Genomic DNA, 14,858 nt, shown 5'->3' on the forward strand with positions numbered 1-14,858 from the left:
GAACAAGCTAATCATAAGAATAGCACATTCACCGGTGGAAGACTCGCAGCCGTCACGTTCTAGAAAACGATCTCATTGTCCTCCGCAGTGTTTAAGTCGCTGCCTGATTCTGTGGAGGTCGCCAATAGCGCTGTCGTCGAGCAAGACCAGATCGTCGTTCTCGAAGTGATGATTAATGAGGTCGACCGGCAATGGTGGGCTGATTACCGCAACGCACTTTGAGGGAGGCTTCGTCAGGAGAGATCGTTATATGGGATGCAAATCAAGAGGTTATGAGGAGCGGCTAACTGGGGGATCGCAGGGGCGCCAGCGCTGTGGCCCTCAAGGAACTTCGACCAACTTCAAGAGTTAGTCTGGTCCCCACACTCGAAACGGTAATCGGATTCGCCCATGGCTATGGAAAAAACACTCGATGACCTCTTCCTCGACACTCTCAAAGACATCTATTTTGCCGAAAAGCAAATCCTGAAAGCTCTGCCCAAGATGGCGCGCGCGGCGCAAGCGGAAGAAGGCAAGGCCGGTTTCCTGCAGCACCGCGATGAAACTCAAGGCCAGATCCAACGCCTAGAACAGGTGTTCGAGCTTCTCGGAAAGCCTGCCCGCGGTAAGACCTGCGAAGCCATCCAGGGGATTATCGCTGAAGGCGAAGAGATCATGGAAGAATACAAGGGAACCGCAGCGCTCGACGCCGGTCTCATCTCCTCGGCGCAGTCCGTCGAGCACTACGAGATCGCCCGCTACGGCACCCTGAAATCCTGGGCAAGGCAGCTGGGCCTCAACGACGCGATCCCGCTGCTGGATGCAAACCTTCAGGAAGAGATTGCCACCGACCAGAAGCTGACAGCGCTCGGTGAAGCCTCGGCAAATCCCAAGGGCTCGCAGAAGAAGGCCAGCTAAGCCTTGGTCCTCCTAATCAGGCCGCCTTTTGAAGGCGGCTTTTTCATTTGAGCATGCCTTCCCCCAACAGACGTTACGGAGGACTCCCCATGGCCAAGAAGACGACGGCTTCCAAAGCAAGCCCTAAACTGGCGACGGCCACAATCCACGACCAGACGCTCCATCGAGGTCAAGGCGGCGAACTCCATCAGTTCGCGGAGGACGGTCAACCCCTCCTGACGACCGCTCAGGGCGGACCTGTCGTCGACGATCAGAACACGCTGCGTCTCGGCGCCCGTGGTCCTGCCCTCATCGACGATTTTCACTTCCGAGAGAAGATCTTCCACTTCGACCACGAACGGATTCCCGAGCGCGTCGTCCATGCCCGCGGCTATGGAGCCCACGGGTTCTTCGAAACATATGAATCTTTAGCGAGCTATACGCGAGCCGACCTCTTCCAGCGGCACGGCGAGAAGACACCGGCCTTCGTCCGCTTTTCCACCGTCGCCGGCAACAAGGGCTCCGCCGATCTCGCGCGCGACGTTCGCGGCTTCGCCGTCAAGCTTTATACGCAGGAGGGCAACTGGGATCTCGTCGGCAACAACATTCCGGTATTCTTCATCCAGGACGCCGTCAAGTTTCCCGACATTATTCATGCCGCCAAGCAGGAGCCGGACCGGGCTTTCCCACAAGCGCAGACCGCCCATGACAATTTCTGGGACTTTATCAGCCTGACACCGGAAAGCATGCACATGGTCATGTGGATCATGTCGGACCGCACGATCCCCCGCTCCTTCCGCTTCATGGAAGGCTTCGGCGTGCATACCTTCCGGTTCGTGAATGCCAAGGACGAATCAACTTTCGTCAAGTTTCACTGGAAACCGAAGCTGGGTCTTCAGTCGGTGGCCTGGAACGAGGCGGTCAAGATCAACGGCGCCGATCCGGATTTCCATCGCCGTGACCTCTGGCAGTCGATCCAGTCAGGCAACTTTCCGGAATGGGAACTGTGCGTCCAGCTCTTCGACCAGGAGTTCGCCGACAGCTTCGATTTCGACGTGCTCGATCCGACCAAGATCATTCCCGAGGAAATTTTGCCGGTCCAGCCGATCGGCCGCCTTGTTCTCAACAAAATGCCCGACAACTTCTTCGCGGAAACCGAGCAGGTGGCGTTCATGACCCAGAACGTGCCGCCGGGGATCGACTTCAGCAACGATCCGCTGCTGCAGGGCCGCAACTTCTCTTATCTCGACACGCAGCTGAAGCGCCTCGGTGGTCCGAACTTCACCCATCTGCCGATCAACGCCCCGAAGTGTCCGTTCCACAACTTCCAGCAGGACGGCCACATGGCAATGCGCAACCCGGTCGGTCGAACCAATTACCAACCGAATTCGCGCAACGGGGGGCCGCGGGAGTCGCCGGTCCAAGGCTTTCGGCACTTCGCGTCTGAGGAACGGGGTCCGAAGGTCCGGCTTCGTCCCGAAAGCTTTGCCGATCACTATAGCCAGGCACGGCAATTCTATATCAGCCAGACGCCGCCGGAACAGCGGCACATCGCCATGGCCCTGACATTCGAACTCAGCAAGGTTGAGATGCCGGTCATCCGTGAACGCATGGTGGCTCATCTCCTCAACATCGACGAGACGTTGGCAACAACCGTTGCCCAGAAGCTCGGCTTCCAATCCATGCCGAAGCCTGCGGATGCGGCGATGCCGACCCGTCAGGATCTCGAGCCTTCGCCGGCCCTCAGCATCGTTGAGCGCGGCCCCAAGCGATTCGAAGGGCGCAAGCTGGGCATTTTGATCACCGACGGTGTGGACGCATCGCTTTTGAACGGTCTGACCACGGCGATCGCTAAAGAAAAAGCCGTATGCGAGCTGATAGCACCAAAGGTCGGTGGCGTGACGGCCTCCGATGGTACCTGGATCGAGGCCCACCATATGATCGACGGTGGTCCATCGGTCCTCTTTGATGCGGTTGCGTTGTTGACCTCTCCGGCAGCAATGGGTGACCTTGTCAACGAAGCTGCCGCGCGCGACTTTGTCGCCGACGCCTTCCAGCATTGCAAATTCATCGGCTACGACCAGTCGGCACTGCCTCTCCTGGAAAAGGCCGGCGTCGCCAATGCGCTCGATGAGGGTGTCCTTGCCCTGTCAGGCGAGGAAGGCCTTTCCACTTTCGTGGCGGAGCTTGGCAAGCTGCGCGTCTGGGGTCGCGAGCCTTCCGTGAAACTCGGCAAGGCGACCTTACCATCTGCATGATCGACAGATTGAGGGGCGCGGAGACGCCGCGCACCTCAACAACGTCCAAGCCCGCGAATACGGAGTGGGAGGCCGAGAACTGATGTGTAAGCTGTGCCCGCGGCTGGGCGAACAATGCCAGCTATTTTAACGGCGCTAGCGCAATGCGGGGCACGGTATCCGTGCCACCCTCGAGTCGTTCCCGCCTTTGTCGCGCAAATTTTCTGCTGCCGCTGTTAAACCGGCATCCGAAACAGGAATGCGGTATGGTTGTCGTCGGAGTGGACCTCAAGCCTACCGCCATGGCTTCGAGCAATCTCGTATGAGATGAACAGACCAAGGCCAAGCCCCTGCTTCTCCGCAGAGCTTGTGACCCGGAAGAAGGGCTCGAACAGGTGGTCCTTTACGTGCTTGGGGATCGGTTTGCCCTCATTCGCAACCGTTATCAGGATTTCATTCAGGGCCGATGCCGCGACGACCGTCACCGGCCGGTCGGGGGCCCCATGCGCCAATGCGTTACCCAGCAGGTTGGATACCAGCTGAGCGACCCGGCCGCCGTCACAACGTACCTCGATCCCGATATCAAGCGAGCTCTGGATGTCTCGGCCGGGATGTGCGGTATGTAATTCGTGGACAACCTGCTCAAGCACGGCCCGCAAGTCGGTCGGGTTCGGATTGATAGCGATGCCTTGCCCAGCTCTGCAGCGCGCAAGGTCGAGCATGTCCCGGATCAGGCTGGACATGCGCTCGGTACTTTGGCTCATCATCGTCAGAACGCGCCGTGCCTTGTCGGTCTGAGGTTCCCGCGACAGAATGTTGAGCCCTCCTGAAATCGACGCGAGCGGATTGCGCAGATCATGGCCCAGGATTGCGACAAACTGCTCCCTTAAGCGAGCCACCTCCTTTTCCGCAAGCAGCCCTTGCTCAAGCTGGAGCCGCTCGGCAATACCTGCATCGATACGCTCTTCCAGAGTTCTGTTCAGGTCCGCGAGCTCTCGGCGGGCTCGGTCGGCGGCGTTCTTCGCGTCCACCAGGTCGCGCTCGTATCGCCGTCGATCCGCCGCCTGAAACAGGGTTATGCGCGTAAACTGAACACCTCCGTCGCTCGATCGGCGTTCGGCCGCATTGGCCAGAACAGGCAGCTTCCGCCCGTCCGGACCGACGAGGTCCAGTGCGACTTCATTGAAGTACCCCTGCATTCGCAACAAAGGAGCAAAGTGTGTCTCGTAGAAAATCTTGCCCGGCACGTTCAGCAGATCGTAAAACCGCTTGCCGAGGAGCTCAAAACTCTGCGTACCCAACCATCCTGCAAGCGTTCGATTGACTTTTACGATCACGCCGTCAGCTGCGAGGGAGACGTAGCCACACGGGGCATTCTCGTAGAGGTCGTCCAGATCCTCCATGGTGCCCTCCAGCCCTCCTTGAGGCCCAGCCTTACACAAAGGCTTTGATCGCGGAAATAACCTGAGCAGGCGCGCTCAAGTTCGGACAATGCCCTGTTGCGTTGATCACGATCATTTCCCCGTTCGGCAGATGGTCCCGCACATACTCCCCCACCCCCTGCTGGGCGATGACATCCTGCTTGCTTTGGATCACAAGCGCCCGTGCCTGGCAGCGTGGAAGGTCCGCTCTATTGTCGGACAGAAAGGTGACGCGCGCAAACGCCTTGGCAATATCCGGGTCGGTACGGCAAAAACTGTTCACAAGCTCTTCGCTGAGCTCGGGGCGATCAGGGTTGCCCATGATTACGGGGCCCATGGCGGCAGACCATCCCATGTGATTATCGTCCAGGAACTCAAGCAGCTCCTCAATCTGTTCCCGCGTGAAGCCACCCTCATATCCTTCTTCGTTGATATAGCGGGGCGATGGTCCAATCAGGACAAGCTCGCTGAACAGATCAGGTGCGTCGATTGAGGCGAGAATGCCGATCATCGCGCTGACGGAATGTGCAACGAATACGCCACCTGTGATATCCAGTGCCTGACCTATCTGGACGATATCAGCCGCGTAGCCTGCAAGGCTGGAATACTTGGCATTCTCATAGGCGCCGAGGTCGGACTTGCCGCACCCGACATGGTCGAAGAGGACGACCTTGTAGTCCTGTTCAAAGGCCGGCGTGACATGCCGCCACATGTTCTGGTCGCAGCCGAAGCCGTGAGCAAAGACCATGGCACGCCGTCCTTCACCCCGCACGGTGACATTGTTCCTTGCGATGACCGACATAATCCCTCCGACTTGGGTACAAGCGCGTGGGCTTCCTGCCACCACACGCAGTGGAACATAGGAACATTATCGGCAGCGTCGAGTGCCTTAACCCTTTGGCCGAAACTCGGTGGTCTGTCCGTATCCCCAAGGTAGAATGATAATGCGAAGCACCGGAATCAGCATGCGGTCGCCTGTTCATACCACGTGGAACCGATGTGACGTTGTCTGCAGCTTAACGGTTGAGGGATAATGGGCGAGGATGAGCTCGCCGACGATCAGCTACAAGAACCACCGCTTTCCACCGCAAATCATCACCCATGCGGTGTGGCTGTACTTCCAGTTTCCATGAGCCTGCGGCTGGTCGAAGGAAATGCTGTTGGAGCGGGGCATTGTCGGATCTTACGAAACGATCCGGCGATGGGGCCGGCGGGGCGGCTTATGCCAAGCAGTTGCGTAGAAAGAAGCCGTCGCAAAAGTATATCTGGCATTTGGACGAGGTGGTGGTGTCCATCGGCGGCCGGAAACATTGGCTTTGGCGCGCCGTTGACCAAGACGGCTACGTTCGGGCGCAGCGGAAAGCAGTGACCGCAGCAACTGTCTGAGTTCAAGAGAAGCGCTTCATGCGTCCTCAAACAACGTGACAACGCCCTCTCCAAGAAGGATATATGAGGAACGCGGATGCGAAAACGCCCGCCGATCGTGCGGCGGGCGTCTTGTCTCATTGATGCTTCAGATTAAACACCGACGCCGTCGGGATGAGCGTCCGTGCCGAGGATATTGAGCGTTACCTTGGCAGTGTCCGTATGGCCTTCGCCGTCGGAGATCTTGTAGTAGCGGAGAACTTCCGTGTAGGTCACGCCTGCATCCAGATCGGCCGTCAGGTCGTAGGTGAACGTGCCGTCCGACTTGACATGGAACATGCCATACGTGCCGGCAACGTCGGTTACGGCGTCGGCAGCGGCGCCTACCTTGGTGCTCAGGAACTCGCGCAGGAACATCTTGCCGTTGTCGCCAGCAATGTCGTTGTCCAGAACGTTGCCTCCGATGGGCTGGCCTTCGGTGAAGTCGTAGGTGTCATCGACCGCGACCGGCTTGATCTGGGTCACGCCCTGAATGTTCAGGGTGAACAGGCCCATGTCGGTGTGACCGGCGCCGTCGGAGATCTTGTAGGAAACCTTTTCGACCAGCGTCTCACCGTTGGCGAAACCGATCTTGGCAGCATCGCTCAGCACATAAGTGTAGCTGCCGTCGGCCTTGACGAAGAACGTGCCGTAGTCGCCCTGGATTTCGGTGATCTGACCGGCCCGCTTGGCGCCGACCGTCTGCTGGTCGAAGGCGCGCAGGAATAGGTTGCCGTTGTCGGAGGAATCGTTGGACAGAAGATTTCCGGAAATTACGTCGGTTTCTGCAAAAGTTGCACTATCATCAGTTGCGTGAATCAGGGAAGCCATTAGTTTCTCCTAAAATTGTTTTTCAGTGGGTCATTTTGACCTTTGCGAGCGGCTTCTTTAACAACTTATTAACAATGCAAGTCAATGGGGTATTTAACGCAAGGTTAACATTCATCCATAACGTGCGTTGACGCTTAAGAAGCGACCAATACGTTACCTCCTTCAATCAAATTTGAAGCAATTTGGACCAATTTACACCCGGTAAACTTGAAAGAACCTCCCTCGTGACTATGCTGCGGCGGCGCTCTTCTGACGCTGCTTCTATGCCGGCTGCACACCATTGCAATCCGTGACGCCGGCACCTACCTTGTGGCCGCAGTCGATCTGACCGGACACCCAAGCGGTGCCGACACGTGAATGAACGCAACAGGATCGGCGGCTGCGCCATCCGGGCGGGCCATGGGCAATCCCAGCAGCAAGCTGATTTAGCCGGCAGCCGTCAGAGGATTTCTTTGAACCACGACATGGCGACTGCGGTTGCGGTCGTTGATCGGCCGGCGCAGGGGTCGCGATCCTGTCCCAAACTGCTGGAGCGTGAAGGGATTTCCCTTCTTAGCCGCCATGAATGCAGGCCTGATTGCCTGATAAACGCGGCTGACGGAGGAGCGGCCTGCCATCCAGACAAGGAGCCAGACAAGGAGAATGCGAATGCAGGTACTCGTCAGAGACAACAACATCGATCAAGCCCTGAGGGCGTTGAAGAAGAAAATGCAGCGCGAAGGGCTGTTCCGCGAAATGAAGGAACGGCGCGCCTATGAGAAGCCGTCCGAACGCCGCGTCAGAGAAAAGGCCCAGGCGATCAGCCGGCAGCGCAAGGCCGCACGCAAGAAGATGCAGCGGGAAGGACTGCTGGCCGGGCGTAAGCAGACGGCAGCGCGTTGATAGCTTTCCCGAAAGGATAGACAATGGACGAATTGAATAGTCTTGTCGTTTCAGAAGAACGCCTCGAGGATTGCCGTGATGTGGTCGAGCCGGATCTGCAGGACCTGATCCAGCGTGCGCTGACATCGGGCTTTTCACGGGAGGAAATCCTGATAGCCGTTAGTGAACTGGTCGCAGAAGACTTCGCAACGGTCACGGGAACTCCAAGCGTGCATTGAGGAACGAATGGTGACGGGGCAGGAGGATCTCTTTGGGCAGGCCGGCGACCGCTTTCCGGAGGGATTCCGATATTCGCCGGATGTCGTTCCCCCGGATCTGCAGCGCTCCATTCTCGAAGCGGTACCCGCCCTGCCGTTCAAAGCCTTCGACTTCCATGGGTTCGAAGGCAAGCGCAGGACGGTTTCCTTCGGCTGGAAATATGACTTCGACAGTCAGAGCATCAGGAAAATAGAGCCGATACCGTCATTGCTGCTACCTATTCGTGAGATCGCGGCAGGTTTCGCGGGAATAGAGGCGGAGGCGCTCGAGCATGCTCTCGTGACCGAATACGCACCCGGGGCTCCGATCGGCTGGCACAGGGACAAATTGGTGTTCGGCCGTGTCATTGGCATTTCCCTGCTTTCGTCCTGCACCTTCAGGCTGAGACGTCGGAATGGCGACAAATGGCAAAGGCAATCGCTCGTGCTTGATCCCGGCTCAGCCTATCTTCTGGCCGGCGCGTCAAGAAAGCTCTGGGAACATTCCATCCCGCCCGTCGACCGTCTGCGCTATTCGGTTACCTTCCGGGAGTTGGCTCGGTAAGTCGCGGGAACATCGACGTCAGCAGATGGTTACTCCGTCTTTTGCACAGATGGAGGTAATAATGGTCGAGCATGACGATGTGACGCGCGTGTGGGAGTTGATCGACAGGATCGGCTTCTGCATGCTGACGACCCGCAACGGCGACGACCTGCGCGCCCGACCGATGTCAGCCTATAGCGCACAGCTTGAGAATGCGGTCTATTTTCTAACCGATCTCGCCAGCCACAAGGACGATGAGATCGCCCGCTGGCCCAACGTGTGCCTCGCCTTCGCCGACAGCAAGGGACAGAAATATGTCTCCGTATCGGGAACGGCCGAGGTGCAGAACGATCGCGAGAAGATCCGGGAATTATGGGCGACGCCGGCAAAGGCATGGTGGGACAACCCTGACGACCCTTCCATCCGTATTCTCAAGATTACCCCGTCTTCGGCCGAATATTGGGACAGCCCGGGCACAATCATCAGCTACATCAAAATGGCGGCCGCAGCGGTCTCCAACAGCAAACCGGACATGGGCGATAACGTCGCGGTCAATCTCTAACGCCGGCAACTTCGTTCAAGCCGGGTTAGCTGACGCCTTGACGAAATCGATGAAGGCGCGGAGCGGTGCGGGCACCAGGCGCCGTCCGGGATAATAGAGAAACGGCCCGGAAAAGCGCTGCCACCAGGGTTCGAGAATCGGCTCGAGAACACCATTGTCAAAATACGGGCGCAGCCAGTCTTCGAAAATGCTGATCACGCCCGTGCCCGCTATGGCGGCGTCGACAGACAGATCGGTCGCCCCGCCGACTTTGACGATCAGTGGTCCTGATGGTTCGACCCGCACCACTTCGCCGTCCCGCTCATATTCCCAGGGCGTCGTCAGCGCACCGCTGTCAAAACGGCCCAGCAGGCAGGCATGATCGAGAAGTTCGCTCGGATGTTGCGGCCGGCCATGACGGTCGAGATAGTCGGGGGATGCGGCAGTGGCAAAGCGCTGCTGGCGCGGCCCGATCGGAATCGCGATCATATCCTGCTCCAGCCGCTCGTCATAGCGGATGCCGGCATCGCATCCGGCAGCAAGCACGTCGACGAAACTCTCCTCGGCGACGATCTCGAGGCGAATATCGGGATAGGCGGCGAGGAATGGCGGAACGATAGCTGGCAGCACGAGGCGCGCCGCACTGACCGGCACATTGAGCCGCAGCGAACCGGCTGGCCTGTCGCGAAATCGGTTGACTACATCGAGCGCGGCCTCCACCTCCGTCAAAGCAGGGCCAAGCCGTTCCAGCAGGCCTTTGCCCGCTTCGGTTGGAACGACGCTTCGCGTGGTGCGGTTGAGCAGTCTGACCCCGAGCTCAGCCTCGAGGCGACGCACCGCCTCGCTCAAGAAGGAGGCGCTGCTGCCGCTGGCCCGCGCCGCCTCGCGAAAACCTCCGGCTCGCGCCACGGCGACAAAGGCATTGAGATCGTTCAAATCTGCTTTCACTGTTCGCCACTCCGCACGGCTCGTACGGATTGTACCCGGTTTTCACACGATCCGCCAAGGCGTAGTCTTGGCGGCATCTCTTGAAAGGAGTGAGATCATGTCAATTATCGATCAGGCCGGCAGCTTCAATCTCGGCGACCGCAACGTCAAGCGACTTGGCTATGGCGCCATGCAGCTCGCCGGGCCAGGCGTGTTCGGCCCGCCCAGGGATCATGGCGCCGCGCTTGCGGTGCTGCGCGAGGCGGTCGCCAGCGGTGTGAACCACATCGACACCAGCGATTTCTACGGTCCGCACGTCACCAACCAGATCATCCGCGAAGCCCTCCACCCCTATCGCGATGATCTCGTCATCGTCACCAAGATCGGCGCCAGGCGCGGCACGGACGGATCCTGGATTCCGGCTTTCTCGCGCCATGAGCTGACGCAGGCAGTGCACGACAATCTTCGCAACCTCGGTCTTGACGTGCTTGACGTCGTCAACCTCAGGATCATGTTCGACGTGCATGGCCCGGCCGAAGGGTCGATAGAAGCGCCGCTGACGGTGCTTGCCGATCTCCAACGACAGGGCTTGGTTCGCCACGTGGGCTTAAGCAATGCCACATCGAAGCAGATCGCCGAAGGGCGCGGAATCACCGAGATCGTCTGCGTGCAGAATCAGTACAATCTGGCACATCGGGCAGACGATCGCCTGATCGACGAACTCGCCCGCGAGGGCACCGCCTATGTGCCCTTCTTCCCGCTCGGGGGCTTTACGCCGCTGCAGTCCTCGGCGCTCTCCAATGTCGCCGCACGCCTCGATGCGACACCCATGCAGGTGGCACTCGCCTGGCTGCTGCGTCGCGCGCCCAACATCCTGCTGATCCCCGGCACCTCCTCCGTCGGCCATCTTAGGGAGAACCTCGCGGCCGCCGGGCTCGTGCTGCCGGATGAAGCCATCGAGGAATTGAACCGGATGGCCGATATCGCTGCCTGACGGCATGTGAAGCGTGCCGGCGGCCGGCACACGTGCTGCGCTTGGCCTATTATAACAGGAAATCCAGGGCCATCGGGTCCCTGGACTTTCTGCTGCGTCAGCCGACCTGTCGCGCCATGCCTTCAATAGCGCTCCGGCACTTGCATTTCAGGCGGAACAGGCGCCCTGTTGTAATCGGCATGGCGGATGCGATCCGGCAACTCGATTTCCGGTTTAGGAACATCCTCGTAAGGGATCTGGTCGAGAAGATGGGCGATGCAGTTCAGTCGGGCCCGTTTTTTGTCTACGGCCTGCACCACCCACCAAGGCGCTTCCTTGGTGTGCGTGCGCGCCAGCATTTCTTCCTTGGCCTTGGTATATTCCTCCCAATGGACACGGCTTTCCATATCCATCGGTGAAAGCTTCCACTGCTTCAGCGGATCGTGGATGCGCATCTTGAAGCGGAATTCCTGCTCCTCGTCGGTGATCGAGAACCAGTATTTGATCAGCACGATGCCGGAGCGGACCAGCATTCGTTCGAATTCCGGCACCGAGCGGAAGAACTCCTCGAGTTCATCGGGGGTGCAGAACCCCATCACCCGCTCGACGCCGGCACGGTTGTACCAGCTGCGGTCGAAGAGCACGATCTCGCCGGCTGTGGGAAGGTGCGGAACGTAACGCTGAAAATACCATTGATGGCGCTCCCGCTCGGTCGGGGCCGGCAGTGCGACGGTGCGGCAGACGCGCGGATTGAGTCTCTGGGTGACGCGCTTGATCGCGCCGCCCTTGCCGGCTGAATCCCTGCCCTCGAAAAGCACCACCACTTTCAGTTTCTTGTGCTGGACCCAATCCTGCAGCCGCACCAGCTCGTGCTGCAGCCGGAAGAGTTCGCGGAAATAGATCTTTCGCTCGAGCGTCTGCTCGGCCGGTTCTGACATTCCCTCGGCGACCAGATCGTCCAGCCGGTCCTCCTCCATCTGCATTTCCAGCTCCTCATCGAAGCTGTCGGCGATTTCGGCCTTCATCCGGTTGAGCTGGTCCTGATGTGATTGAGACATGGGGTTTCCTTCCTGCTTTTGTTGACAGGAGCATGTCAGTGCGAAGCTTATATGACGACCACTGATCGAACTGAAACGGTTACCCGCGTCTGTCGTTCCAAGCGCCCCTTACAACTGCCCCGCCCGATACCGGTCGACAAGGTTGCGGCAGGCACGGAGTGTCAGGGCCATGACGGTGAGCGTCGTGCCGGCGATGCCGCTGCCGGGGAAGGCGCTGGCGTCGGTAACAATGAGGTTCGGCGTATCCCAGACCTGGTTGTAGGGGTTAAGCACCGACGCCTCCGGGCTTTCGCCCATGCGCGCACCACCGGTTTCATGGATCGCCGCGCCCATGCACATCGTCTTGCGGAACCATGTACGGAACATGAAGCGGCTGAAGGCATCGGCATCGGGGAAGGCACCCTTGCCCATCTCCCTAAGGCCGGTCGGAGAGCCGATGAATTCGAGCGCGCCGCCGACTTCGCTCACCATGGCGATCAGCGTCTCCTCCTGCCGGCGAAGCAGCGCCTGCTCCTCCGCCTGCATGACGCAGCGAATATGCGGCACGGGAATGTTCCAGGCGTCCTTGCGCCTGACATCCAGGGTGATGCGATTGTCGGCATAGGGCAGCATGCGGCCGAAGCCGAAGAAGGCGAGACGCGCATCGGTGTCGCCGGAAACAGGTGCCCGGCCGACGCTGCCCTGGTAATCGAAATCGCCGCGGGCGGCATCGCCCTCGCCGAAGCGGGGGATGAAGATCCCGCCCGACGGGTTGTAGAACGGGTCGGCCGGAGCGGATTCGTCCGACGCCCAGCCCTTCGCCTTCGAAAAGGACCCGAAGGCGAGGCAGGGCAGTTGATCCATGAAATAGCGGCCGAGCGCGCCAGAGCTGTTGCCGAGCCCGTCAGGATGGCGGGCCGACGCGGAATTCAAGAGCAGCCGCACGCTCTCGATCGGCGAGGCCGACAGCACCACCGTCGCGGCGCGGGCGGTCGATATCTCCCCCGTATTGCGATCGATGAATTCCGCGCCGGTGGCGCGGCCGGTGGTCTCGTCGGTGGTGATGCGGCGAACGACGGCGTCGTAGCGGATCGTCAGCCGGCCAGTGGCCCTGGCGTCCCTGAGCGGGCGCGGCATGCGTTCGGCATCCGGCGCAATGTAGCGCCAGGAGACGACTCGCCTCTCCGGCCAGCGGCTTTCAACCGCTTGCTTGAAGATCTGTTCGGCGGGCGTCAGGCTTGCCGGTTTTGCGTAGATGCCGTCCGGCAGGGTGGGCACATCGTCCTTGTTGCCGTAGAGCCCGAGATAGGTCTCCACTTCGTCGTAGAAAGGCATGAGCTCGTCATAGGAGACCGGCCAGTCGACGCCCTTTCCCGTGCGCGACCGGATCTTGAAATCGTCATCCGTCCAGCGCAGCAGCACGCGGCCGAAACTGTGCAGACGCCCGCCGCCCTGGCGGCCGCGGATCCAGAGAAAGGGCTCGCCCTTCGGCGTCGTATAGGGGTTCTTGCGGTCGTTGACGAAGAAGTGGCTGAAGCGCTCGGTGAAAAAGGCCGCGCGCGCCTGGATCGGCTGGCCCTTGATCGTGGCGCGGGCGCGCTCCCAGATATTGATGCTGCTCGCCGGCGCCTTCTTGCGCGCCGGGTCGAAATCCGCAGGCCCGACGGCGGGGCCGGCTTCGAGCAACAGCACCGACAGTCCTTGCGCCGTCAGTTCTTTGACCGCGACGGAACCCGCCGCGCCGGAGCCGATCACCAGCGCATCATAGACGATCTCAGACATGTCTTTCCAATTCCTGTCCTGAAGCGATTGCTCAAAACGGCGCAGAGCGCTTCGGCAATTGCGAGAAAACAAAGGGACGGCCCATCAGAGCCGCGATCCGTCGGCGCCGAAGAGCGACGCCTTGGCGATATCGAGCCCGGGAGCCACGGCGTCGCCCGGCTGCAGGGTGACGTCACCCATCAGCCTGAGGGAGAGGCTTTGATCGGCCCAATCGAACCAGACGACCGCATCGGATCCCATCGGCTCGACGACGGAAACGCGGCCGGGAATGGTGGGCAGGCCGGCTGCCGCCCCGTCGAGCACGAGATGCTCAGGGCGAAAGCCGAGCGTTGCCGGTCCTTCCGCCACAGCTGCTTGAAAGGAATAACCGGAGAGATCGACGGCGAGCCCCTTGCTCCGAAACACCGGCGCGCTGTCGCCGCGCTCGATCCGGCCCTCGACGAAGTTCATCGCCGGCGCGCCGATGAAACCGGCGACGAAGAGGTTGGCCGGGCGGCGATAGATATCAGCCGGCGAGGCAAGCTGCTGGATGACGCCGTCGCGCATGATGGCGATGCGGTCGGCAAGGGTGAGGGCCTCGACTTGATCGTGGGTCACGTAGATCATCGTGTTGCCGAGGCGCTGATGCAGCTTCTTGATCTCGACGCGCAATTCGTTGCGCAGCTTGGCGTCGAGGTTCGAAAGCGGTTCATCGAAAAGGAAGACATCCACTTCGCGCACGAGCGCCCGGCCGATGGCGACGCGCTGGCGTTGGCCGCCGGAAAGCTCGGCCGGCCGCCGGTCGAGCAGCGTGTCGAGGTGAAGGAGAGCGGCGGTGCGGGCGACACGGGCCTCGATCTCGGCTTTCGGCAGGCCGGCGACGCGAAGCCCGAAGGAAAGGTTCTTGCGGACCGACATGCGCGGGTAGAGCGCATAAGACTGGAAGACCATGCCGATGCCACGGTCCTTGGGCTCCTCCCAGCTGACGTTCCGACCGGATATCCAGATCTCGCCTGATGTAATGTCCTGAAGGCCGGCAATGGCGTTCAGCAGCGTGGACTTGCCGCAGCCGGAAGGGCCGAGCAGCACCAGGAATTCCTGCGGGGCAATATCGATCGACATTTTCTCGATCACCGTATGGTGGCCATAGGCGATCTTAAGATCCTTGATGGAGACGGCGGATTGCAT

Annotated in this window: 14 protein-coding genes and 1 pseudogene; 8 read left to right on the forward strand and 7 right to left on the reverse strand. The window is 60.1% G+C overall.

What is annotated here, in order from left to right:
* Nucleotides 1–390: 390 nt before the first annotated feature.
* Complete coding sequence (locus tag C4N04_RS14420) at nt 391–897, forward strand: ferritin-like domain-containing protein (protein ID WP_096763922.1); 507 nt, start codon at nt 391–393, stop codon at nt 895–897.
* 89 nt (nt 898–986) lie between these two features.
* Entirely contained in the window at nt 987–3,134 is a 2,148-nt protein-coding gene (catE, locus tag C4N04_RS14425) for a catalase C (RefSeq protein ID WP_106796335.1), read from the forward strand.
* A gap of 215 nt (nt 3,135–3,349) precedes the next feature.
* Here the strand turns inward: catE and C4N04_RS14430 are convergent, their stop codons facing one another.
* Together C4N04_RS14430 and C4N04_RS14435 are read right to left on the reverse strand one after the other, a co-directional pair.
* The gene (locus C4N04_RS14430) at nt 3,350–4,516 is read right to left on the reverse strand and encodes a PAS domain-containing sensor histidine kinase (protein WP_106796336.1); all 1,167 of its coding nucleotides are present in this window, start codon (nt 4,514–4,516) and stop codon (nt 3,350–3,352) included.
* 31 nt (nt 4,517–4,547) lie between these two features.
* On the reverse strand, nt 4,548–5,336 hold the full coding sequence (locus C4N04_RS14435) for an alpha/beta hydrolase (RefSeq protein ID WP_096763920.1): 789 nt from the start codon (nt 5,334–5,336) through the stop codon (nt 4,548–4,550).
* Nucleotides 5,337–5,567: 231 nt separating this feature from the next.
* Here C4N04_RS14435 and C4N04_RS14440 point away from each other — a divergent pair.
* A pseudogene (locus tag C4N04_RS14440) lies at nt 5,568–5,881 on the forward strand (DDE-type integrase/transposase/recombinase); the annotation flags it as partial.
* Nucleotides 5,882–6,052: 171 nt separating this feature from the next.
* On the opposite strand, the gene C4N04_RS14445 reads toward C4N04_RS14440, so the two are convergent.
* Nucleotides 6,053–6,769, reverse strand: a complete 717-nt coding sequence (locus tag C4N04_RS14445) for an Ig-like domain-containing protein (RefSeq protein WP_106796337.1) — start codon at nt 6,767–6,769, stop codon at nt 6,053–6,055.
* 648 nt (nt 6,770–7,417) lie between these two features.
* Here C4N04_RS14445 and rpsU point away from each other — a divergent pair.
* The 4 genes from rpsU to C4N04_RS14465 all read left to right on the forward strand — a co-directional run bounded on the left by rpsU (nt 7,418) and on the right by C4N04_RS14465 (nt 8,993).
* The gene (rpsU, locus tag C4N04_RS14450) at nt 7,418–7,651 is read left to right on the forward strand and encodes a 30S ribosomal protein S21 (RefSeq protein ID WP_077994409.1); all 234 of its coding nucleotides are present in this window, start codon (nt 7,418–7,420) and stop codon (nt 7,649–7,651) included.
* A gap of 23 nt (nt 7,652–7,674) precedes the next feature.
* Nucleotides 7,675–7,869, forward strand: coding sequence for a hypothetical protein (locus tag C4N04_RS14455; protein WP_106796338.1), 195 nt, complete (start codon nt 7,675–7,677; stop codon nt 7,867–7,869).
* A 7-nt stretch (nt 7,870–7,876) separates the two neighbouring features.
* The gene (locus C4N04_RS14460; protein ID WP_106796339.1) at nt 7,877–8,452 is read left to right on the forward strand and encodes an alpha-ketoglutarate-dependent dioxygenase AlkB; all 576 of its coding nucleotides are present in this window, start codon (nt 7,877–7,879) and stop codon (nt 8,450–8,452) included.
* A gap of 61 nt (nt 8,453–8,513) precedes the next feature.
* Nucleotides 8,514–8,993 carry a pyridoxamine 5'-phosphate oxidase family protein gene (locus C4N04_RS14465; RefSeq protein ID WP_106796340.1) on the forward strand — a complete coding sequence of 160 codons (480 nt, stop codon included), beginning with the start codon at nt 8,514–8,516 and terminating at the stop codon, nt 8,991–8,993.
* A gap of 15 nt (nt 8,994–9,008) precedes the next feature.
* On the opposite strand, the gene C4N04_RS14470 is transcribed toward C4N04_RS14465, so the two are convergent.
* Nucleotides 9,009–9,920 carry a LysR family transcriptional regulator gene (locus C4N04_RS14470; protein WP_106796341.1) on the reverse strand — a complete coding sequence of 304 codons (912 nt, stop codon included), beginning with the start codon at nt 9,918–9,920 and terminating at the stop codon, nt 9,009–9,011.
* 97 nt (nt 9,921–10,017) lie between these two features.
* Between C4N04_RS14470 and C4N04_RS14475 the strand changes: the two genes are divergently transcribed.
* Complete coding sequence (locus C4N04_RS14475) at nt 10,018–10,893, forward strand: aldo/keto reductase family oxidoreductase (RefSeq protein WP_106796342.1); 876 nt, start codon at nt 10,018–10,020, stop codon at nt 10,891–10,893.
* 122 nt (nt 10,894–11,015) lie between these two features.
* On the opposite strand, the gene ppk2 is transcribed toward C4N04_RS14475, so the two are convergent.
* The 3 genes from ppk2 to ugpC all read right to left on the reverse strand — a co-directional run bounded on the left by ppk2 (nt 11,016) and on the right by ugpC (nt 14,858).
* Nucleotides 11,016–11,930, reverse strand: coding sequence for a polyphosphate kinase 2 (ppk2, locus tag C4N04_RS14480; protein ID WP_106796343.1), 915 nt, complete (start codon nt 11,928–11,930; stop codon nt 11,016–11,018).
* A gap of 108 nt (nt 11,931–12,038) precedes the next feature.
* Nucleotides 12,039–13,691, reverse strand: a complete 1,653-nt coding sequence (locus C4N04_RS14485) for a GMC family oxidoreductase (protein ID WP_106796344.1) — start codon at nt 13,689–13,691, stop codon at nt 12,039–12,041.
* An 84-nt stretch (nt 13,692–13,775) separates the two neighbouring features.
* Nucleotides 13,776–14,858, reverse strand: coding sequence for a sn-glycerol-3-phosphate ABC transporter ATP-binding protein UgpC (gene ugpC, locus C4N04_RS14490; RefSeq protein WP_106796345.1), 1,083 nt, complete (start codon nt 14,856–14,858; stop codon nt 13,776–13,778).

Source organism: Rhizobium sp. H4, from assembly GCF_003013335.1.
In the GTDB taxonomy this organism is placed as follows: Bacteria; Pseudomonadota; Alphaproteobacteria; order Rhizobiales; family Rhizobiaceae; genus Rhizobium; species Rhizobium sophoriradicis.

What these genes read in the sequence shown, in the direction of transcription:
- C4N04_RS14420 (WP_096763922.1), top strand. Translation starts at nt 391, where the DNA reads ATGGCTATGGAAAAAACACTCGATGACCTCTTCCTCGACACTCTCAAA.
- catE (WP_106796335.1), top strand. Translation starts at nt 987, where the DNA reads ATGGCCAAGAAGACGACGGCTTCCAAAGCAAGCCCTAAACTGGCGACG.
- C4N04_RS14430 (WP_106796336.1), bottom strand. Translation starts at nt 4,516, where the DNA reads ATGGAGGATCTGGACGACCTCTACGAGAATGCCCCGTGTGGCTACGTC.
- C4N04_RS14435 (WP_096763920.1), bottom strand. Translation starts at nt 5,336, where the DNA reads ATGTCGGTCATCGCAAGGAACAATGTCACCGTGCGGGGTGAAGGACGG.
- C4N04_RS14445 (WP_106796337.1), bottom strand. Translation starts at nt 6,769, where the DNA reads ATGGCTTCCCTGATTCACGCAACTGATGATAGTGCAACTTTTGCAGAA.
- rpsU (WP_077994409.1), top strand. Translation starts at nt 7,418, where the DNA reads ATGCAGGTACTCGTCAGAGACAACAACATCGATCAAGCCCTGAGGGCG.
- C4N04_RS14455 (WP_106796338.1), top strand. Translation starts at nt 7,675, where the DNA reads ATGGACGAATTGAATAGTCTTGTCGTTTCAGAAGAACGCCTCGAGGAT.
- C4N04_RS14460 (WP_106796339.1), top strand. Translation starts at nt 7,877, where the DNA reads ATGGTGACGGGGCAGGAGGATCTCTTTGGGCAGGCCGGCGACCGCTTT.
- C4N04_RS14465 (WP_106796340.1), top strand. Translation starts at nt 8,514, where the DNA reads ATGGTCGAGCATGACGATGTGACGCGCGTGTGGGAGTTGATCGACAGG.
- C4N04_RS14475 (WP_106796342.1), top strand. Translation starts at nt 10,018, where the DNA reads ATGTCAATTATCGATCAGGCCGGCAGCTTCAATCTCGGCGACCGCAAC.
- ppk2 (WP_106796343.1), bottom strand. Translation starts at nt 11,930, where the DNA reads ATGTCTCAATCACATCAGGACCAGCTCAACCGGATGAAGGCCGAAATC.
- C4N04_RS14485 (WP_106796344.1), bottom strand. Translation starts at nt 13,691, where the DNA reads ATGTCTGAGATCGTCTATGATGCGCTGGTGATCGGCTCCGGCGCGGCG.
- ugpC (WP_106796345.1), bottom strand. Translation starts at nt 14,858, where the DNA reads ATGCAATCCGCCGTCTCCATCAAGGATCTTAAGATCGCCTATGGCCAC.